Source organism: Mesorhizobium sp. B283B1A (assembly GCF_020165735.1).
Classification (GTDB): Bacteria; Pseudomonadota; Alphaproteobacteria; order Rhizobiales; family Rhizobiaceae; genus Mesorhizobium; species Mesorhizobium opportunistum.
The window spans coordinates 1-15891 of the sequence record NZ_JAIUIQ010000014.1 but is presented as its reverse complement, the minus strand read 5'-3'; the positions used below and the strand labels follow the sequence as shown (position 1 = coordinate 15891).

The following is a 15891-nucleotide window of genomic DNA, read 5'->3' as shown; positions in this document are numbered from 1 at the left end:
CGCCGGATTCGCGCCCATCGACAGGCCCTTGAGAGTCCCCCCAACCTTCGGCAACATGGCGGCAAGGTTGGGAGCGCTGAGATGAACGATCCTATTTCGTCTGTATCGTCACGCAAATCGGCCCAGCGCAAGGCGCCGATGGCGCTGACCGAGGCGCTGGTGGCCCGTACAATGCGCGTTGTCGAGGATGCCGGGCCGACGCCGGGCATGGTCTACATGACCGACGCCGACTATGCGCGATTTCGCGACGAGATCCTGGGCTCGGCACCCGCCGGGCCGCTGAAACTGTTCGCCTACGGCTCGTTGCTGTGGAAGCCGGCGGGTGAGGTGCGAGGCGGTGAGCGGGCGGTGGCGCGAGGCTGGCACCGGTCGTTCTGCTTCACGGTGCAGCGCTTTCGCGGCACGCTCGAGCAGCCCGGCCTGATGATGGCGCTCGATCGTGGCGGCCAGTGCCAGGGCATGGTGTTCGAGATCGCCGAGCCTGTAGCCGCCAATCTCGAAGCGCTGCTGCGCCGCGAGATGACCATCCTGCCCGCCGTCAACGTGCCACGCTGGCTGCAGGTTATAACCGGGGATGGAGTGAGCCAGGCGCTCGGCTTCGTCGTCGATCCAGCCAATCCGCGCTATGCCGGCAAGCTCGACAAGTCTGAGATCGCGGCGACGCTCGCCAGGGCCGTCGGCCATTGGGGCTCGGGAGCCGAGTATCTGTTCGAGACGATCCGCCATCTCGATGCCTGCGGCATCCGGGACCGCAATCTGTGGCAGTTGCAGGAACTGGTGGCCGACGAGATCGGGCGGGTCCATGCCGCAGTCCAGCTTCCCGCCGGCCTCTCCAAATCTCCTACTTGACGAACATATATCCCTGCGGTTATACGTCAACCAATAGCCAATGGGTTATCGATTGCGAATGCCGGACGCTCACGACATGCTCTTCAGGACGCTCGCCGACCCGACCAGGCGGGCGATCTTCGAACGCCTGTGCCGGCAGGGCGAGCAGACCGTGGGGGCGCTGACGACGCAGTCCGGCGTCTCGCAGCCGGCGGTGTCGAAGCACCTTGGCGTGTTGAAACAGGCAGGGCTGGTGCGCGACCGCCATCAAGGCCGCCAGACGCATTACAGCGCGCAGCTCGGCGCGCTGGCACCGCTGATGGACTGGACACGCCAGATGGCGGGGTTTTGGGAAAGCCGGTTCGACGATCTGGAGGATTTGCTCAAAAGGATGGACCAGTGAACGATCGTGCCGAGGAGACCCGCACTGTCGTCGTCGAGCGGCAGATTTCCCATCCGCCCGAGAAACTCTGGCGCGCGCTGACGCAACCACATCTGATCGAGGAGTGGCTGATGAAGAACAATTTCAATCCGATCGTCGGCCATCGCTTCAACATCAGCGCCGATTGGGGTGGCGTGCTGGATTGCGAGGTGCTTGCCGTCGAGCCGCACAAGACGCTGTCCTACACCTGGAACCTGGCCCATCACGACCCGGCCTTCGATCTCAGAAGCGTGGTGACCTTCACGCTCACCCCGACGCCGACGGGAACCCATTTGCGCATGGAGCAAGCCGGCTTCCGGCCCGAGCAGAGGCGTGCCTATGGCGGCGCCAAGATGGGTTGGCCACAATTTTTCGAGAAGCTGGAACAGCTTCTGGACCGGACGGACTGAGGTCCGCCGGTCAAATTGAAAACCACAGCTGATTTCACAGGGCGGTTCGCCGCCAGCAAAACCTATGGAGGAAGACGATGAAGATCAAATTGACCAGCATCTACGTGGACGACCAGGAAAAGGCGCTTGCCTTCTATACCGGTGTGCTCGGCCTGACCAAGAAGGCCGATTTCAGCAACGGGCCGTTCCGCTGGCTGACGGTCGCCTCGGCGGACGAGCCCGAGGGCACCGAGCTGCAACTGGCGCTCAACGACCAGCCGGCGGCCAAGGCCTACCAGCAGGCGATGTTCGAGCAGGGCCAGCCGGCGGTGATGTTCTTCACCGACGACATCAAGGGCGACCACGAGCGCATCGCGGCGAACGGCGGCACGTTCACCATGCCGCCGACCGAGGTGACCGGCTCGACCATCGCCAAGCTGAACGACGGCTGCGGCAATCTCGTGCAGATCACCCAGTTGGCGCGCTGGTAAAGCGTCCTATTTCACGCGTTTTTCAAGGGAGGTAATCTTGGACTGGAGCAAATGGATCAGGCAAACGCACCGCTGGTTGTCGATCATCTTCACGGCAACCGTCGTCGCCAACTTCGTCACCATGGCGTTCGGGCAGCCGCCTGCCTGGGTGGTCTATTCGCCACTCCCGCCGCTCTTCCTTTTGCTGTTCAGCGGCCTCTATTTGTTCGTGCTGCACTATCTTGCGAAGACGCGCAGCGTGCAGCGTGCCCTCGGATAGGGCAGGAAGGCATGGCAAAGTCGACCAAATCCGCCAAGGCAGAGCCGAAGCTGCTTTCGGGCGGCAACCCGCAGATCGCCAAGGGTTATGGCGACGCGCCGGTGCAGGCCTATATCGCGGCCATGCCGGGCTGGAAGCGCGAGGTGGGAGAGCGCCTCGATGCGCTCATCGAGCGCGCGGTGCCCGGCGTGCACAAGGCCGTCAAATGGAACTCGCCGTTCTACGGCGTCGAAGGCGAGGGTTGGTTCCTGAGCTTTCATTGCTTCACCCGTTACATCAAGGTGGCCTTCTTCCGCGGCCTGTCGATCGATCCGGTGCCGCCGGGCGAATCCAAGAGCAAGGACACGCGCTATCTCGACATCCATCAGGACGATGCGTTCGACGAGGCCCAATTCAGCGCCTGGGTGAAGCAGGCCAGCCAATTGCCTGGCGAGCGCATGTGAGTACTCCAAGGTGTTCTACGCAATTGCGGACGCAAAACCGCTGCACACTTTGCCGGGATTGCTCTATCCATCGAAGCTCGGAGGAGAAACGACATGACAGACACCGAGACGCAGGACGGTAAATCTCCGTCCCAGCTGATAGACGGCAGGATCGAGGAACTCGGCGACTGGCGCGGCGAGATGCTCGGCCGGCTGCGCGCCCTGATCCGGCAAACCGATCCCCAGGTGGTCGAGACGTGGAAATGGCGCGGTGTTCCGGTGTGGGAACATGACGGCATCATCTGCACCGGCGAGACCTACAAGAGCCTCGTCAAGCTGACCTTCGCCAAGGGGGCTGCACTCCCCGATCCGGCGCGCCTGTTCAACTCCAGCCTCGAAGGCAATACACGACGTGCCATCGATTTCCAGAAAGGCGAGGAAGTGGACGAGGAGGCATTCAAGGCACTGGTGCGCGCGGCGATCGCCTTGAACAAGTCCAAGGCCACGGCCAAACGCTAGAGATTTCAATGCCGAACTGAATCAGAATCCGGCTCCAGTCCCTTGCTTTGGCGTGATCTTTTCCGCGCTGCCCAAGCGAGTATGGGCAGGCGTCATCCGTCCCGCAGCCACACCAGCATCTCGCCGGGCTCGCGGTTGTCCCAGGCGAAATAGGGGATGGCGGTCAACCGCGTCTCGACGCTTGCTGGCGGCTTCGAGCGGTAGAGCCCGTCCTGCCAGCCGGCGTCGGCTTGTGCCGTGGCTGAAAGCGCCACCACGCCGCCGAGAAGCCCGGGCTGATCATGCGCCTCTATATCTGCTGTGCGCGGCAGAGCGAGGCGGTGCAGCCGGGTCTCATTGTCCGTCGCTTCTACGCAGTAGATCAGCGGTCCGCGCGACAGCGCGACGCGGCCGGCATCCTGCCTGACCTCGGGATTGGCGTAGAGCCGCTCGATCGGCATTTCGAGATCGAGCCGGACGCTGTCGCCCTTCTTCCAAACACGCCGGATCGCGGCATAACCGTCGCTGGTCATCCCGGCGAGTTCGACCGTCTCGCCGTTGATCTGAAGCGTCGCGCTGGAACTCCAACCCGGCACCCGCAGGTGAAGGGTGAACTCCACCGGCGCCTGCGGTTCGAGCGTGATCTCGACGGCGCCGTCCCAGGGATAGCGACTCGCCTGCGTCAGGCTGACCGGCGTGCCCGCAATCTCGAAGCGGGCGGTCGAGTCGCCGTAGAGATGAACGGCAAGTGCGTCGTCCGCCAGGCTGTAGAAATAGCTGCCAATGGAAGCCACCATGCGCCCGACATTGGGCGGACAGCACGGGCAGCGGTGCCATTTCCATCTGTTGTGCCGGCCCCGGCTTTCCAGCGGATTTTCGTAGAAGAACAGCGAGCCGTCGAGCGACAGACCCGAGATCGAACCGTTGTAGAGCGCGCACTCCATCATGTCGGCATAGCGCCTGTTCGGTCCCATGCCGAGCATGCGGCTCGCCCAAAACACCAGGCCGACCGCCGCGCAGGTCTCGGCATAGGCGCTCTCGTTGGGCAGGTCGTAGTCGCTGGTGAAACCCTCATTGTGCGCCGACGGTCCAAGCCCGCCGGTGATGTAGAGGTTTTTCGTGGTGAGATCGTCCCACAACCGGTCGAGCGCCACCCGCAGCGTGTCGTCGCCATATTCGGTGGCGATGTCGGCCATGCCCGAATAGAGGTACATGGCCCGCACCGCATGGCCGACGACCTTGTCCTGCTCGCGCACCGGAATGTGCGACTGATTGTACTCGTAGGTCTTGAAATGATAGGCTTTCGGGTCGGCGCCGCGGGCGAGCGCTTCCTCGTCGAAATAATGCGGCTGCTGGCCGCGCTGGTCGATGAAGTATTTCGCCAGCTCCATATATTTTTGCTCGCCCGTCACCCGCGCCAGCTTGACCAGGGCCAGCTCGATCTCCTCATGGCCGCAATAGCCCTTTTTCTTGCCGGGCTCGGGTCCGAGCACCGAGGCGATGTGGTCGGCATAGCGGCACATGATGTCGAGCAGCTTGCGCTTGCCCGTCGCCTGGTAGTAGGCAACCGCACCCTCGATCAGGTGCCCGGCGCAATAGAGTTCGTGGCAGTCGCGCAGGTTTGTCCAGCGCTTGCCGGGCTGGATGCGTTGGTACCAGCTGGAGAGATAGCCGTCCTCTTGCTGGAGCTTGCCATACATATCGATGACGGCGTCGATCTTCTTCTCCAGCTCTGGGTTCTTGCGCCGGTAAAGCGAATAGGCAGCGGTCTCGATCGTCTTGCCGAGATCGGAATCCCAAAACATCTGCGTGGTGACCGTCGAACCGGTGAACTCGGCGCCCTGGCGGTCCGCTTCGTCGGGCGAGGGCGAGTGGAACGGAATGACGACGCCGGGCGAGGGGCGGTCCGGGTCGATCTGCTCCAGCATGCGAGCTTCGACGCAGCGCTCGTAGAGGATCTCGGCGGTGCGCTTTGCCACCGCGTCGGCGCGATCGCCCCAGAAGCCGTGCACGTCGACCTGCGGCACCGGCAGCGGACGGAAGGCGAGCTTGGGTTTTCTCGTTGCGGCGGGCCGCGGGGATGGCGATGCGGTCATGAACTGGACTCCATTTGGTCGATTATTTGACAGCCCCGGCCATCAGGCCGCGGATGTAGAAGCGCTGCAAAGCGAGAAACAGGATCAGGCACGGCACCATCATCACGGTGACGCCCGCCTGCACGGCGCCCCAGTCGATGGCGCCGAAGCGGCCCGACTGAAGCGCCGTCATCATCACCGGCAGCGTGAATTTGGACTGGTCGGTCATCAGCACGAGGGCTGCGAGGAACTCGTTCCAGGCGCCGAGAAAGGCAAACAGCGCGATGGTGACGACGCCCGGCCAGACCAGCGGCAGCATCACCTTGACCAGCATGGTGGCGTTGCCGGCCCCGTCCATGCGCGCAGCCTCCTCGATCTCGCGTGGCACCGCGTCGAAGGCATTGCGCATCATGAAGATCGAGAACGGCAGTTGCAGCGTCACATAGACGCCGACCAGCCCGGTCAGCGTGTTGTGCAGGCCAAGCTTGGTCAGCACCAGGAAGATCGGCGTCAGGATCGACTGGAACGGGATCATGATCGTCGACAGGATGAGGACGAAGAACAGGTCCTTGAACGGAAAGCGGAAGCGCGAGAAGCCGTAGCCGGCCAAGACGCTGACGATCACCGACAGCAGGACGGTCATCACCGAGACGTAGATGCTGTTTTGCGCCGAAGCCCATAGGCCGTCGCCGAAGGAGTTGAGCGTGGCGTAGTTTTCGAGCGAGAAGCCCGTGGTCGGCCATGGCGGCAGCGGCGGCAGGCGTGCTTCGGCGGCCGGCTTGAAGGCCGACAGCACGGTCCAGACGATCGGCGCCACGAACAGCACCGAGGCTATGATGCCGGTGGAGTGCCTGGCCAAGCGGGCGGCGAGCTTGCCTCGGCCTGATATCGCCTGCGCCATCAGTCGAGCCCTTCCGGCTTGCGCAGCAGCCAGAGCTGGATGAGGCTGAGCGCCACCAGGATCACCAGCAGCACCATGGACAGCGCCGCGCCATAGCCGAGCTTGAACGAGACGAAGGACTGGTTGAAGATCCAGTAGACCGCCGTCAGCGTCTGGTTGCGCGGGCCGCCGCGCAGGATGATGTAGAACTGGTCGAAGGCGAGGATCGAGCCGGCGACCGACAGGATCAGCGCCAGCGCCAGCGTGCGGCGCATCAGCGGCAGGGTGATCGCGCGAAAGCGGGCGAACGGCCCGGCGCCATCGATGACGGCCGCTTCCTGCAGATCCTGCGGGATCGACTGCAGGCCGGTCATCAGGATGATCATGGTGAAGCCGGCGACCTTCCACACGACCATGGCGATGATCGACCAGAAGGCCGGCTGGAAGGTGGCCAGAAGGTTGAACTTCTTGTCGATCAGGCCGAGATCGTAGGCGGCGGGGCTGAACAGGCCGGAATCGACATTGAGCAGCCACGACCAGAGCAGGCTCGCCGAGGCGAAGCCGACGACCGCCGGCATGAAGAAGGCGGTGCGGTAGAGGTTGGTCAACGGCCGCGGTTTCTCGATGAAGATCGCCAGCGGAAAAGCAATGGCGAAGATCGCGATGGTGACGATGACGGTGTAGTAGCCGGTGAATTTGAGCGCGTTCCAAAACCTGGTGTCGCGCAGGATCGCGAAATAGTTGTCGAGGCCGATGAAGGAGTGCTCGCCCATCAGCGGCCAGTTGTGTAGCGACATCCACGCCGTCATGCCGAGCGGGATGACGAAGAACACCATCACCAACGCCACGGCCGGCGCGACATAGACGAGGCCAATCCATTGCCGGCGCCCGGCGCCGACCAGTTTTCGGGCGCGGGACGGGGCGGTGGTCGTGGTTGCGATGGCTGTCATGGCTGGGCGCCTACTTTTCGTTCTCCCCTTGTGGGAGAAGGTGGATCGGCGCGCAGCGCCGAGACGGATGAGGGGTGCGCCATGGAATGAGGCAACGGCAATTTCGAACCTGTCGCCAAGCTGGAACACCCCTCATCCGACCTCGCTGCGCGAGGCCACCTTCTCCCGCAAGGGGAGAAGGGGGAGCGCAACTTGCGACGCCCCGAACTGCCAATACAAGTAAGTGTTCTCAACGCCTTACTCTGCCATTTGAACGAAAAACGCGCCGGCCGCTCGCCCAGGGAGACAGGCGGGCGGCCGGCAGGCGGCCGCTTATTTTTGCGGCGCCTGATCGATGATCGACTGCATGGTCTCCTGGGCGTTGGCGATCGCGCCGTCGACGTCGTCGCCGAAGAAGACCTCGTTGATCATCTGCGTCCACGGGCCGTTGGCGGAGTTGATCAGATCGTTGAACACCACCGAATAGGGTGTCTTGCCCTTGGCCATGGCCTCGGCGGCGATCTGGTAGCGGGGATCGAGATCCTTCAGCGCGTCCTTGGCGATGTCGCCGCGTACCGGCAAGCTGCCATATTTCGCCAGGATGGTCTGGCCTTCCAGCGAATAGGCGAAGTCCAGGAATTCCTTCACCACCGCGAGCTTCGTGGTGCCCTTGGTGACGACGAAATTGTCGCCGCCGGCAAAGGACGACCAGCCGCCATCCTTGCCCGGCAGGAAGGTGACGCCGTAATCGACATTGGGATACTGGGTGTTGAGCGCGCCGATGGCGAAGGCCCCGGACGGCGAGATGCCGATATTGCCAGCGGCAAACGCCGCGAAGAAGTTGGCGCCGGTATCGGTCTGCGCGCCGGCCGGCACCAGATCCTTCTTGACCATCGAGCGGTAGAGATCGATGGCGCCGCGCAGTTGCGGGCTGTCGAGTGTCGCCTTCGAGCCGTCGGCGGAGAGGATGTCGCCGCCGGAGGCCCAGATCAGCGGCGTGAAGGTGAAGATGTTGCAGCCGCCGCAATTGCCGGAGAAGTAGAAGCCTTTGATGTTGCCGCCGAGCGCGTTGACCTTTTCGGCGTCGGCGGCGATCTCGGCCCAGTTGGCCGGGCCCTTTTCAGGATCGAGCCCGGCCTGCTTGAACAGCTTCTTGTTCCAGATCAGCACCGAGGCGTCGGCCGAGAACGGCAGGCCGTAAATATGGTCCTTGTAGGTGCCGGTCTTCACATGCGCCGGCGACAGGCTGGAGAAATAGGGCAGGGACTTGGCCCAGTCGGTGATGTCCTCCAACTGGCCGGCGGCAGCGAAGGAGGGCGTATAGATCAGATCGAGCGACAGCGCGTCGGGGGCCGTGCCGCCGGCGGCGGCCGCACCGTATTTCGGGATGATCTCGGCATTGGGAATGATGTCGAGCTTGACCTGGTCCTTGTGCGCCTTGTTGAAGGCGTCGACGATCCTCGGCATGAAATTCGAGCCGTCGGCGCGCACCCAGATGTTGGCCGTTTCGGCGGCGGCAGTGCCGAGGCCTCCGCCCAGAACGGCAGCGGCCAGGGCCAGCTTGGCAATCAAGTTCCTCATGTTCTCCTCCTCCAGGTTGGCCGCTGTCCGCGGCTTGGCGCCGCTCGCGCGGCGCTTCGTTTTCAGCCGTCCATCGGACGGCCGCAGGAATGCCGCACCATCAACCGGCACGGCAGTTTTCGAATACCCGGCGCGGCGGCTGTGCCGCCGACCAGTGAAAGCAGGGTCAGCCCGGCCTCGCGGCCGAGCGCGGTCAGGTTCATGTCGACCGAAGTCAGCGGCGGACGCGTCGCTTCCGCCACGATCTCCCAATTGTCGAAGCCGATCACGCCGACATCCTTGGGCACGTCGAGGCCGCGCTCGCGCAACGCATCGATGACGCCGCGCGCGATCTGGTCGTTGCCGCAAAAGACGGCGTCCGGCCTGTCGCTTTTGCCGTCGAACAGCTGCGCCACCGCTTGGTGCCCCCAGGCTTCCGACCAGGAGCCAAGCAGGGGTTCGGTGACCGGCAGGCCGTTTTCGGCGAGCACGTCGCGATAGGCCTGGGCGCGGGCGTGGACCACGGCAAAGCTCGCCGGTCCGCTGACATGGACGATGCTTCGGCGGCCGAGCCGGCAGAAATGCTCGACGGCCAGCCGCGCGCCGCCGGCGTCGTCGGAGACGAAGGCGACGGCGTCCGGATCGGGCTGGGTAAAGGCATAGATCACCGGAACGCGCAGGTTGGAGAGATCGATCGGCAGATGGCGGTCGATGCGCTTGCCGGTGGCGATGATGCCGTCGACGCGCTTGTCGAGCATGGCGTCCACATGCATTTGGCCGAGCCGCGGATCCTCCTCGACATTGCACAGGAACACCGAGACACCCTTGTCGACCAGCGCGTCCGAAATGCCCGACATCAGCGGCAGCGAGAAGCGGCCATAGGTATCGTTGGTGAGCAGGCCGACGGTGAAGCTTCGGCGCCGAAGCAGGCTCTGCGCCAGGCTGTTGGGGCGGAAGCCGAGGCTGCGCGCCGTCTCGCGGATGCGCTCGCGGGTCTCGGCGGTCATGCGCCCCTGGTCGTTAAGCGCCTTCGATGCGGTGGCGACGCTGACGCCGGCCTGCGCGGCCACGTCACGCAAGGTGACAGGCTTGGGAAAGACCGGGACAGGCTGATCGTCCGATGGCATCGCGCCGAAAATCCTTAGCTTGAGAAAAGGTTTTCTCTTACAGGTCGAAACAAAGCCCGGTCGATGGCCGAGCTTGATCGGAAATGTTTGGAAAAACCTTTTCTCAAGCCAAGGCTAGGCCAGATTGGGTGAGCGTTCAAGAGGGAAAAATGGCGAAGGTCTGTCGGTGGGAAGAGAAAGGGCTGAGGCTAGCAAGACTTTGATTCCTCGCCCCGGCCCGAGGCTTGATTGCCACGTGGTTCCCCCAATCCGTCGCTGCTTCGCAGCGCCACCTTTCCCCCCTCCGGAGGGAAAGGAAGGGAGCGTTGCTGGACGCGCGTTGACGGCAAGAAGCTTGGCGCCTTTCCTCTACCCCGTCGATCGGGGGAGAGGTGGCTCGGCGAAGCCGAGACGGAGTGGGGGTCGACCAGCGCTACATTAGACAATGCATGACACTATCGCCAAAGACTTGAAAAATGTGCGCGTGCCGTAGCCGCTCCCGTGGGGGCGAGAAACCCACGGATTGTGAGCGAAGTTTTAATCGCTTCGGCGCCATGGTGGCCGCTCGCCAGGAGTTTTGCCATGCCCGACACGTCCTACACCCCGAAAGGCCCGGCGGGGGCCGATGGCTCGCGGCGTGGCGGCCGGGCAGGGCAGGACAGTTCAGAGGATCGCGGCGACGCCGCGACCATCGCCCGGCTCAAGGCCGAAGTCGCGGCGCAGGCCGCACTCATCGCCAGGCAGGATGTTTCGCTGGCCCACAGCCGCAAGATCTTCGACCGCGCCTCGGTGGCCGCGCGCATCGGCGTTTGGGAGTGCAGCCTGCCCGACGAGCAACTGACCTGGACCGATGTCGTCTATGATCTGTTCGACCTGCCGCGGGGCTCGGTGCTCGATCGAAAGGCGGCGCTGGAATGCTATCCGCAGAGTTCGCGCAAGGTTCTGGAGACGATGCGCGGCCGTGCGATCGAAGAGCGCGGTGGTTTTACCCTCGATGCCGAGATCACTACCTTCGCCGGCCGCAGCCGCTGGATCCGTATCACCGCCACCGTCGAGTGCGAAGAAGGCGTGCCGGTGCGCATCTTCGGCATGAAACAGGATATCACCGAGGAAAAGATCCTCTCGGACCGGATGCGCTATCTCGCCGAATTCGACGCCATGCCCGGACTCGCCAATCGCGGCCGCTTCCAGGCGCGGCTTGCCCATGCCGACGAAAGCCGTGCGCTCGGCGCGTTGCTGCTGGTCGATCTCGACGGGTTCAAGGCGGTCAACGACACGTTCGGCCATGTCGTCGGCGACGAATGCCTGAAGGCGGCGGCCGAGCGTCTTGCCGGCGGCTGCGGAGAAGCGGAACTGGTGGCGCGCGTCGGCGGCGACGAGTTCGCGGTGCTGCTTGGGCCGCATCTCGATCGAAGTGCCGTCTCCAGCGTGGCGCGCCGCCTCATCGAGGTGATGGGCAAGCCGCTTGCCGTCCGCGGCCAGTCGCTCAGGCTCGGCGCTTCGATCGGCATCGCCTTCACCGATGCGGGTCCGCCCTGCGACCTGTTCCAGCACGCCGACACCGCGCTCTATGCCGCCAAGGCGGCAGGCCGCAACACGTTCCGCATCTTCAAGGCCGAGCCCGGCGTGAAGGGTCGCAGCGCCGCCGCTTGAGCGTCAACCGCGGTTCCGGCTAGCATCATTGTTCCATCGGTTCTGTAGCGCTATTTTCGATTTGGCATGCGGGCGTTCGCGAAAAGAGTGCTATGGAAGTCACGCGAGCATCCTTGCTGCCGATTTTTCCCTGACATTCGAGGCCATCTTCGTGCGTGAACCGTCGCTGCTGCCGGTCTTTGGGAAACAGGGCGTCAAGGCGCCCGCCGCCGGGGCGGCGGTGCGAGCCCGGCCGGCGGGTATCGTGCCGCGACTGCGCGAGATCCTGGTCACGCATGGCGGCATGGCGTTGAAGCTGTCGGTCATCGCCTGGACGGTAATGATCCTGGCTGCCGTATTTTTCTTGATCAAGGGTTGAGGCTCGACAGAGCGGCCGGGCCGAAAGACGGGATGCCAGATGGCAAATCGCTACGCACTGCGCATGGAGCTTCCCCAGAGCTGGACCATCATCGATGTCTTCACCGGCCAGCCCGCCGTGGTGCGGCAAAGAGTGATGGTGGGCATGAGCCCGCGCGATGCCGAGGACATGGTGGTGCAGATGAATGTCCGCGACGTCAAACGCCGGGAGAGGGCGGAACGAAAGGGCTGATTCCTAAATCGCGTCGTGCTGAAGCGGATTCATGCGAATTGCTTTAGGTCTTTGTTTTCATGTCGTTTCCCAAACCCCAGGTACTTTTGGGCGACATGCATTGGCCGTCAGTGCAACTGCAATGCGGGGAGCAGAACGCAAGCCCTGATCCGGTTCACCGCATTCGGAAGCAGGTCTCAGCCGAAATCGTCCGATGTCAACACATACATGCTCTTGCGTGTGCGGTCGTAGGCCTTCGACGCCACATCGCGAATGACGCTGCTTTCGATGTCGAAGGTGGCGAGGTAGCCGGCTTCGGTGGCGCTGGTTCGCGGCTGGATCTTGGTCATCGCGTCGGCGGCGACGGAAAAGGAAATCTGGAACATGCCGTCATGGCCGACGAAGCGGATCCGCTTGCCGGCTTCGTCATAGCTGCGGCTGCGGTTAGGAAAGGTCAGGCTCATGTTCTTGCCTCCTTTGTTTTGGCGCCATTCCCAAGGGAAAGCGCTTCGCACTTTTCCTGGAATTGCTTAGGCTTTCTTCACAGCCCGCTTCTTCTTCGGCGTCGGGTTCAGGGCTTCCGCGACGCGGTCGGCCTCTTCCTTGGCCAGGCGCAATTGCCTCAGCCTTGCCGTCTTGATCTCCCTGGCCCTTGCCTCGGACATGTACTCGGCGGTGGCCTTGTTGCGCTCCGCCGTCTTCTTCTGCTTGTCGACAAAGCGGGCTTCAGCTTTTTCCATGATCGTCTGATTGCCGTCGGCCATTGTGGAAATCTCCTTGTGCCCTGAAATCGTGAAAGTGAACTTGTCCGATAAATAGGCACTCGACCGGCAAAATTCAATTTTTTGAATTATTTGACCGGTTTGGGGTACCACGAAACCGGGTGCCGAAATAATACTTTTCAATATTTAATTTTGGTCGCGAATAATTTTGGCACTCCTATCTATCGAGTGCCAAAGCGCCTATAGGATGGGTGCGGCCGCCTAAGCCGGCCCCAGAAAGAAGTTCTCATGAAGTTTCGGCCACTCCACGATCGCGTCGTCATCCGGCGCGCCGAAGGCGATATCAAATCCAAGGGCGGCATCATCATCCCCGACACTGCCAAGGAAAAGCCGCAGGAAGGCGAAGTCATCGCCGTCGGCCCCGGCGCACGCGACGAAAACGGCGCGCTTGTGCCGCTCGACGTCAAGGCCGGCGACCTCATCCTGTTCGGCAAATGGTCGGGCACCGAGGTCAAGATCGACGGCGAGGACCTTCTGATCATGAAGGAAGCCGACATCATGGGCGTCATCGACAAGAGCGAGACTGGCGTCATCGACAAGAGCGAGACGGCCGTCACCGACAAACCTGCGGCCAAGAAGGCCGCCTGACCCGGCAGACACCGAGCTTCGGCGGCTCGGTGGCGAACGGGTCCACTCACACGAACGGGATTGAAAAAATGTCTGCCAAGGAAATCAAATTCGCCACCGACGCGCGCGACCGCATGTTGCGCGGCGTCGAGCTTCTCAACAACGCCGTCAAGGTGACTCTCGGTCCCAAGGGCCGCAATGTCGTCATCGGCAAGGCCTATGGCGCGCCGCGCATCACCAAGGACGGCGTCACCGTCGCCAAGGAAATCGAGCTTGCCGACAAGTTCGAGAACATGGGCGCGCAGATGGTGCGCGAAGTGGCCTCGAAGACCAATGACCTCGCCGGCGACGGCACCACCACGGCAACCGTGCTGGCCGCCTCGATCCTGCGCGAAGGCGCCAAGCTGGTCGCCGCCGGCATGAACCCGATGGACTTGAAGCGCGGCATCGACCAGGCCGTCGCCGCTGTCGTCGTGGAAATCAAGGCCAAGGCCAAGAAGGTCAAGTCGTCGGCCGAGATCGCCCAGGTCGGCACCATCGCCGCCAATGGCGATGCCAGCGTCGGCGCCATGATCGCCAAGGCGATGGACAAGGTCGGCAATGACGGCGTCATCACCGTCGAGGAAGCCAAGACCGCCGAAACCGAGCTCGACGTCGTCGAGGGCATGCAGTTCGATCGCGGCTATCTCTCACCCTATTTCGTCACCAATGCCGACAAGATGCGTGTCGAGCTGGAAGAGCCCTATGTGCTCATCCACGAGAAGAAGCTCGGCAATCTGCAGGCGATGCTGCCGATCCTCGAAGCCGTGGTGCAGAGCGGCCGGCCGTTGCTTATCATCGCCGAGGACGTCGAAGGCGAGGCGCTGGCCACGCTGGTCGTCAACAAGCTGCGTGGCGGCCTCAAGGTCGCGGCGGTCAAGGCGCCGGGCTTCGGCGACCGCCGCAAGGCGATGCTGGAAGACATAGCGGTGCTGACGGCAGGCCAGATGATCTCCGAGGATCTCGGCATCAAGCTTGAAAACGTCACCATCGAGATGCTCGGCCGCGCCAAGCGCGTGCTGATCGAGAAGGACACCACCACGATCGTCGACGGCGCCGGCACCAAGGCGACCATCCAGGCGCGCGTTGCCCAGATCAAGGGCCAGATCGAGGAGACGACGTCCGACTACGACAAGGAAAAGCTGCAGGAGCGGCTGGCCAAGCTGTCAGGCGGCGTTGCCGTCATCCGCGTCGGCGGCGTCACCGAGTCGGAAGTGAAGGAAAAGAAGGATCGCATCGACGACGCGCTGAACGCAACGCGCGCGGCGGTCGAGGAAGGCATCGTGCCCGGCGGCGGCGTGGCTCTGCTGCGCGCCAAATCGGCGCTATCAGGCCTGAACGGCGCCAATGCCGATGTCACCGCCGGCATCTCGATCGTTCTGCGGGCGCTCGAAGCGCCGATCCGCCAGATCGCCGAGAATTCCGGCGTCGAAGGCTCGATCGTGGTCGGCAAGCTCGCCGACAGCAAGGACCACAATCAGGGCTTCGACGCCCAGAACGAGACCTATGTGGACATGATCAAGGCCGGCATCGTCGACCCGGCGAAGGTCGTACGCACCGCACTGCAGGACGCCGGCTCGATCGCGGCCCTGCTGATCACCGCCGAGGCGATGATCACCGACGTTCCGCCGAAGGATGCGGCACCGGCGGGCGGCGGCTACTAGGATTCAGACGGCCTGCGACGCCAACGATTGGCGAAAGCGGCGACAACATCTGTCCAGCCGATAGATAGGTAACACTTTGAACCGGATACATAGGTAACACTTCTCCCCTCTATTCGTCCGCCGCAGCGCCAAGCGGTTTGGTTGGCGCGGCGCTGCGGCGGACGAGCTTCATGCGCCTCGTGTCGATGATGCCGAGGGGATGGGCATAGAAGGAAAGCGCCCATTGGCCATCCTCGGTTTCGGTGGCCGCGACCGCTTCACCGGCCAGCGTTTGCGAGACATAGATGAAGCCGCCATTCCATCGGATCTCGCCATTGTGGCGCACGTGGCGGACCGCGGCCTCGGCCGGATAATCGGGCTCGGGTGGCGTTCTTGGCATGAGGCGCTGTGAGCGACGGTAATGCTGGGCTGGAGTGTCCATGGCCAGCGCCTCATGCGGTCGCTCCTCATTGTAGCTGCGCCGAAAGGCCTCGAAGGCTCGACCCTGAGCTGTTCTGTCGGCTTGCGGGTGCTTGGCCAGCGGCAGCATGGTCAGATGAAAGCGCTCATGGCGGCCGTTCTGCTGCGGCTTGCCGGGCGCGATCCGCTCCAGCACGATGCCAAGTTTGACGAAGCGCGCGGCAAGTGGCGTCAGCCCGGCGACGCCGGCCGACGCGAACGGCGGGCCATTGTCGCTTCTGAAGCGATCCGGCAGCCCATGCTCCTCAAACAACCGCTCGAACACCGGCCAGGCCTCGGCATCGGCCGTCGAGCCCGTTGC

The 15891-nt window shown here is 63.4% G+C and carries 20 protein-coding genes; 12 read left to right on the top strand and 8 right to left on the bottom strand.

All coding sequences use genetic code 11. From position 1 onward, the window contains the following. Window positions 1-81 precede the first annotated feature (81 nt). The 7 genes from LB577_RS14135 (at window position 82) to LB577_RS14105 (ending at window position 3329) form a co-directional block, all read left to right on the top strand. The gene (locus LB577_RS14135) at window positions 82-849 is read left to right on the top strand and encodes a gamma-glutamylcyclotransferase (RefSeq protein ID WP_224687146.1); all 768 of its coding nucleotides are present in this window, start codon (window positions 82-84) and stop codon (window positions 847-849) included. A gap of 58 nt (window positions 850-907) precedes the next feature. Then, window positions 908-1231, top strand: a complete 324-nt coding sequence (locus LB577_RS14130; RefSeq protein WP_013894226.1) for an ArsR/SmtB family transcription factor — start codon at window positions 908-910, stop codon at window positions 1229-1231. Further along, window positions 1228-1659, top strand: a complete 432-nt coding sequence (locus LB577_RS14125; RefSeq protein ID WP_224687145.1) for an SRPBCC domain-containing protein — start codon at window positions 1228-1230, stop codon at window positions 1657-1659. Before LB577_RS14130 ends, LB577_RS14125 begins: the two co-directional genes overlap by 4 nt. 77 nt (window positions 1660-1736) lie before the next feature. Then, complete coding sequence (locus LB577_RS14120) at window positions 1737-2129, top strand: VOC family protein (protein ID WP_013894228.1); 393 nt, start codon at window positions 1737-1739, stop codon at window positions 2127-2129. A gap of 37 nt (window positions 2130-2166) precedes the next feature. Then, complete coding sequence (locus tag LB577_RS14115) at window positions 2167-2388, top strand: hypothetical protein (RefSeq protein ID WP_224687144.1); 222 nt, start codon at window positions 2167-2169, stop codon at window positions 2386-2388. An 11-nt stretch (window positions 2389-2399) separates the two neighbouring features. Next, window positions 2400-2831 carry a DUF1801 domain-containing protein gene (locus LB577_RS14110; protein WP_224687143.1) on the top strand — a complete coding sequence of 144 codons (432 nt, stop codon included), beginning with the start codon at window positions 2400-2402 and terminating at the stop codon, window positions 2829-2831. Between the two features lie 93 nt (window positions 2832-2924). Next, the gene (locus LB577_RS14105; protein ID WP_023766183.1) at window positions 2925-3329 is read left to right on the top strand and encodes a DUF1801 domain-containing protein; all 405 of its coding nucleotides are present in this window, start codon (window positions 2925-2927) and stop codon (window positions 3327-3329) included. Window positions 3330-3421: 92 nt separating this feature from the next. Here LB577_RS14105 and LB577_RS14100 read toward each other — a convergent pair whose 3' ends face one another. From LB577_RS14100 to LB577_RS14080, 5 genes are all read right to left on the bottom strand, one after another. Then, on the bottom strand, window positions 3422-5404 hold the full coding sequence (locus LB577_RS14100) for a glycoside hydrolase family 127 protein (protein WP_224687142.1): 1983 nt from the start codon (window positions 5402-5404) through the stop codon (window positions 3422-3424). Window positions 5405-5426: 22 nt separating this feature from the next. Beyond that, window positions 5427-6284 (bottom strand): carbohydrate ABC transporter permease, encoded by an 858-nt coding sequence (locus LB577_RS14095; RefSeq protein ID WP_224687141.1) that lies wholly within the window; start codon window positions 6282-6284, stop codon window positions 5427-5429. Beyond that, window positions 6284-7213, bottom strand: a complete 930-nt coding sequence (locus tag LB577_RS14090) for a carbohydrate ABC transporter permease (protein WP_224687140.1) — start codon at window positions 7211-7213, stop codon at window positions 6284-6286. The genes LB577_RS14095 and LB577_RS14090 overlap by 1 nt, the downstream gene beginning before the upstream one ends. A 312-nt stretch (window positions 7214-7525) precedes the next feature. Beyond that, entirely contained in the window at window positions 7526-8773 is a 1248-nt protein-coding gene (locus LB577_RS14085; protein ID WP_013894235.1) for an ABC transporter substrate-binding protein, read from the bottom strand. Between the two features lie 62 nt (window positions 8774-8835). After that, complete coding sequence (locus LB577_RS14080) at window positions 8836-9879, bottom strand: LacI family DNA-binding transcriptional regulator (RefSeq protein WP_224687139.1); 1044 nt, start codon at window positions 9877-9879, stop codon at window positions 8836-8838. Window positions 9880-10440: 561 nt separating this feature from the next. On the opposite strand from LB577_RS14080, the gene LB577_RS14075 reads away from it, so the two are divergent. The 3 genes from LB577_RS14075 to LB577_RS14065 all read left to right on the top strand — a co-directional run bounded on the left by LB577_RS14075 (window position 10441) and on the right by LB577_RS14065 (window position 12100). Then, window positions 10441-11511 (top strand): diguanylate cyclase domain-containing protein, encoded by a 1071-nt coding sequence (locus LB577_RS14075; protein ID WP_224687138.1) that lies wholly within the window; start codon window positions 10441-10443, stop codon window positions 11509-11511. A gap of 151 nt (window positions 11512-11662) precedes the next feature. Continuing rightward, the gene (locus LB577_RS14070; protein ID WP_224687137.1) at window positions 11663-11869 is read left to right on the top strand and encodes a hypothetical protein; all 207 of its coding nucleotides are present in this window, start codon (window positions 11663-11665) and stop codon (window positions 11867-11869) included. A 39-nt stretch (window positions 11870-11908) separates the two neighbouring features. Beyond that, window positions 11909-12100 carry a hypothetical protein gene (locus LB577_RS14065; RefSeq protein ID WP_023766176.1) on the top strand — a complete coding sequence of 64 codons (192 nt, stop codon included), beginning with the start codon at window positions 11909-11911 and terminating at the stop codon, window positions 12098-12100. A gap of 176 nt (window positions 12101-12276) precedes the next feature. Here the strand turns inward: LB577_RS14065 and LB577_RS14060 are convergent, their stop codons facing one another. Together LB577_RS14060 and LB577_RS14055 are read right to left on the bottom strand one after the other, a co-directional pair. After that, window positions 12277-12543 (bottom strand): DUF1488 domain-containing protein, encoded by a 267-nt coding sequence (locus LB577_RS14060; RefSeq protein WP_023778943.1) that lies wholly within the window; start codon window positions 12541-12543, stop codon window positions 12277-12279. A gap of 66 nt (window positions 12544-12609) precedes the next feature. Further along, complete coding sequence (locus LB577_RS14055) at window positions 12610-12843, bottom strand: hypothetical protein (protein WP_013894241.1); 234 nt, start codon at window positions 12841-12843, stop codon at window positions 12610-12612. 246 nt (window positions 12844-13089) lie between these two features. Between LB577_RS14055 and groES the strand changes: the two genes are divergently transcribed. Then, window positions 13090-13449, top strand: coding sequence for a co-chaperone GroES (groES, locus tag LB577_RS14050; protein WP_023766174.1), 360 nt, complete (start codon window positions 13090-13092; stop codon window positions 13447-13449). A gap of 68 nt (window positions 13450-13517) precedes the next feature. Continuing rightward, window positions 13518-15131, top strand: coding sequence for a chaperonin GroEL (gene groL / locus LB577_RS14045; RefSeq protein ID WP_224687136.1), 1614 nt, complete (start codon window positions 13518-13520; stop codon window positions 15129-15131). 109 nt (window positions 15132-15240) lie between these two features. Here the strand turns inward: groL and LB577_RS14040 are convergent. Then, window positions 15241-15891 (bottom strand): integrase core domain-containing protein (locus LB577_RS14040; RefSeq protein WP_224687135.1); only part of this gene is annotated, 651 nt, incomplete at its 5' end.

What these genes read in the sequence shown, in the direction of transcription:
- LB577_RS14135 (WP_224687146.1), top strand. Translation starts at nt 82, where the DNA reads ATGAACGATCCTATTTCGTCTGTATCGTCACGCAAATCGGCCCAGCGC.
- LB577_RS14130 (WP_013894226.1), top strand. Translation starts at nt 908, where the DNA reads ATGCCGGACGCTCACGACATGCTCTTCAGGACGCTCGCCGACCCGACC.
- LB577_RS14120 (WP_013894228.1), top strand. Translation starts at nt 1,737, where the DNA reads ATGAAGATCAAATTGACCAGCATCTACGTGGACGACCAGGAAAAGGCG.
- LB577_RS14110 (WP_224687143.1), top strand. Translation starts at nt 2,400, where the DNA reads ATGGCAAAGTCGACCAAATCCGCCAAGGCAGAGCCGAAGCTGCTTTCG.
- LB577_RS14105 (WP_023766183.1), top strand. Translation starts at nt 2,925, where the DNA reads ATGACAGACACCGAGACGCAGGACGGTAAATCTCCGTCCCAGCTGATA.
- LB577_RS14100 (WP_224687142.1), bottom strand. Translation starts at nt 5,404, where the DNA reads ATGACCGCATCGCCATCCCCGCGGCCCGCCGCAACGAGAAAACCCAAG.
- LB577_RS14095 (WP_224687141.1), bottom strand. Translation starts at nt 6,284, where the DNA reads ATGGCGCAGGCGATATCAGGCCGAGGCAAGCTCGCCGCCCGCTTGGCC.
- LB577_RS14090 (WP_224687140.1), bottom strand. Translation starts at nt 7,213, where the DNA reads ATGACAGCCATCGCAACCACGACCACCGCCCCGTCCCGCGCCCGAAAA.
- LB577_RS14085 (WP_013894235.1), bottom strand. Translation starts at nt 8,773, where the DNA reads ATGAGGAACTTGATTGCCAAGCTGGCCCTGGCCGCTGCCGTTCTGGGC.
- LB577_RS14080 (WP_224687139.1), bottom strand. Translation starts at nt 9,879, where the DNA reads ATGCCATCGGACGATCAGCCTGTCCCGGTCTTTCCCAAGCCTGTCACC.
- LB577_RS14075 (WP_224687138.1), top strand. Translation starts at nt 10,441, where the DNA reads ATGCCCGACACGTCCTACACCCCGAAAGGCCCGGCGGGGGCCGATGGC.
- LB577_RS14065 (WP_023766176.1), top strand. Translation starts at nt 11,909, where the DNA reads ATGGCAAATCGCTACGCACTGCGCATGGAGCTTCCCCAGAGCTGGACC.
- LB577_RS14060 (WP_023778943.1), bottom strand. Translation starts at nt 12,543, where the DNA reads ATGAGCCTGACCTTTCCTAACCGCAGCCGCAGCTATGACGAAGCCGGC.
- LB577_RS14055 (WP_013894241.1), bottom strand. Translation starts at nt 12,843, where the DNA reads ATGGCCGACGGCAATCAGACGATCATGGAAAAAGCTGAAGCCCGCTTT.
- groES (WP_023766174.1), top strand. Translation starts at nt 13,090, where the DNA reads ATGAAGTTTCGGCCACTCCACGATCGCGTCGTCATCCGGCGCGCCGAA.
- groL (WP_224687136.1), top strand. Translation starts at nt 13,518, where the DNA reads ATGTCTGCCAAGGAAATCAAATTCGCCACCGACGCGCGCGACCGCATG.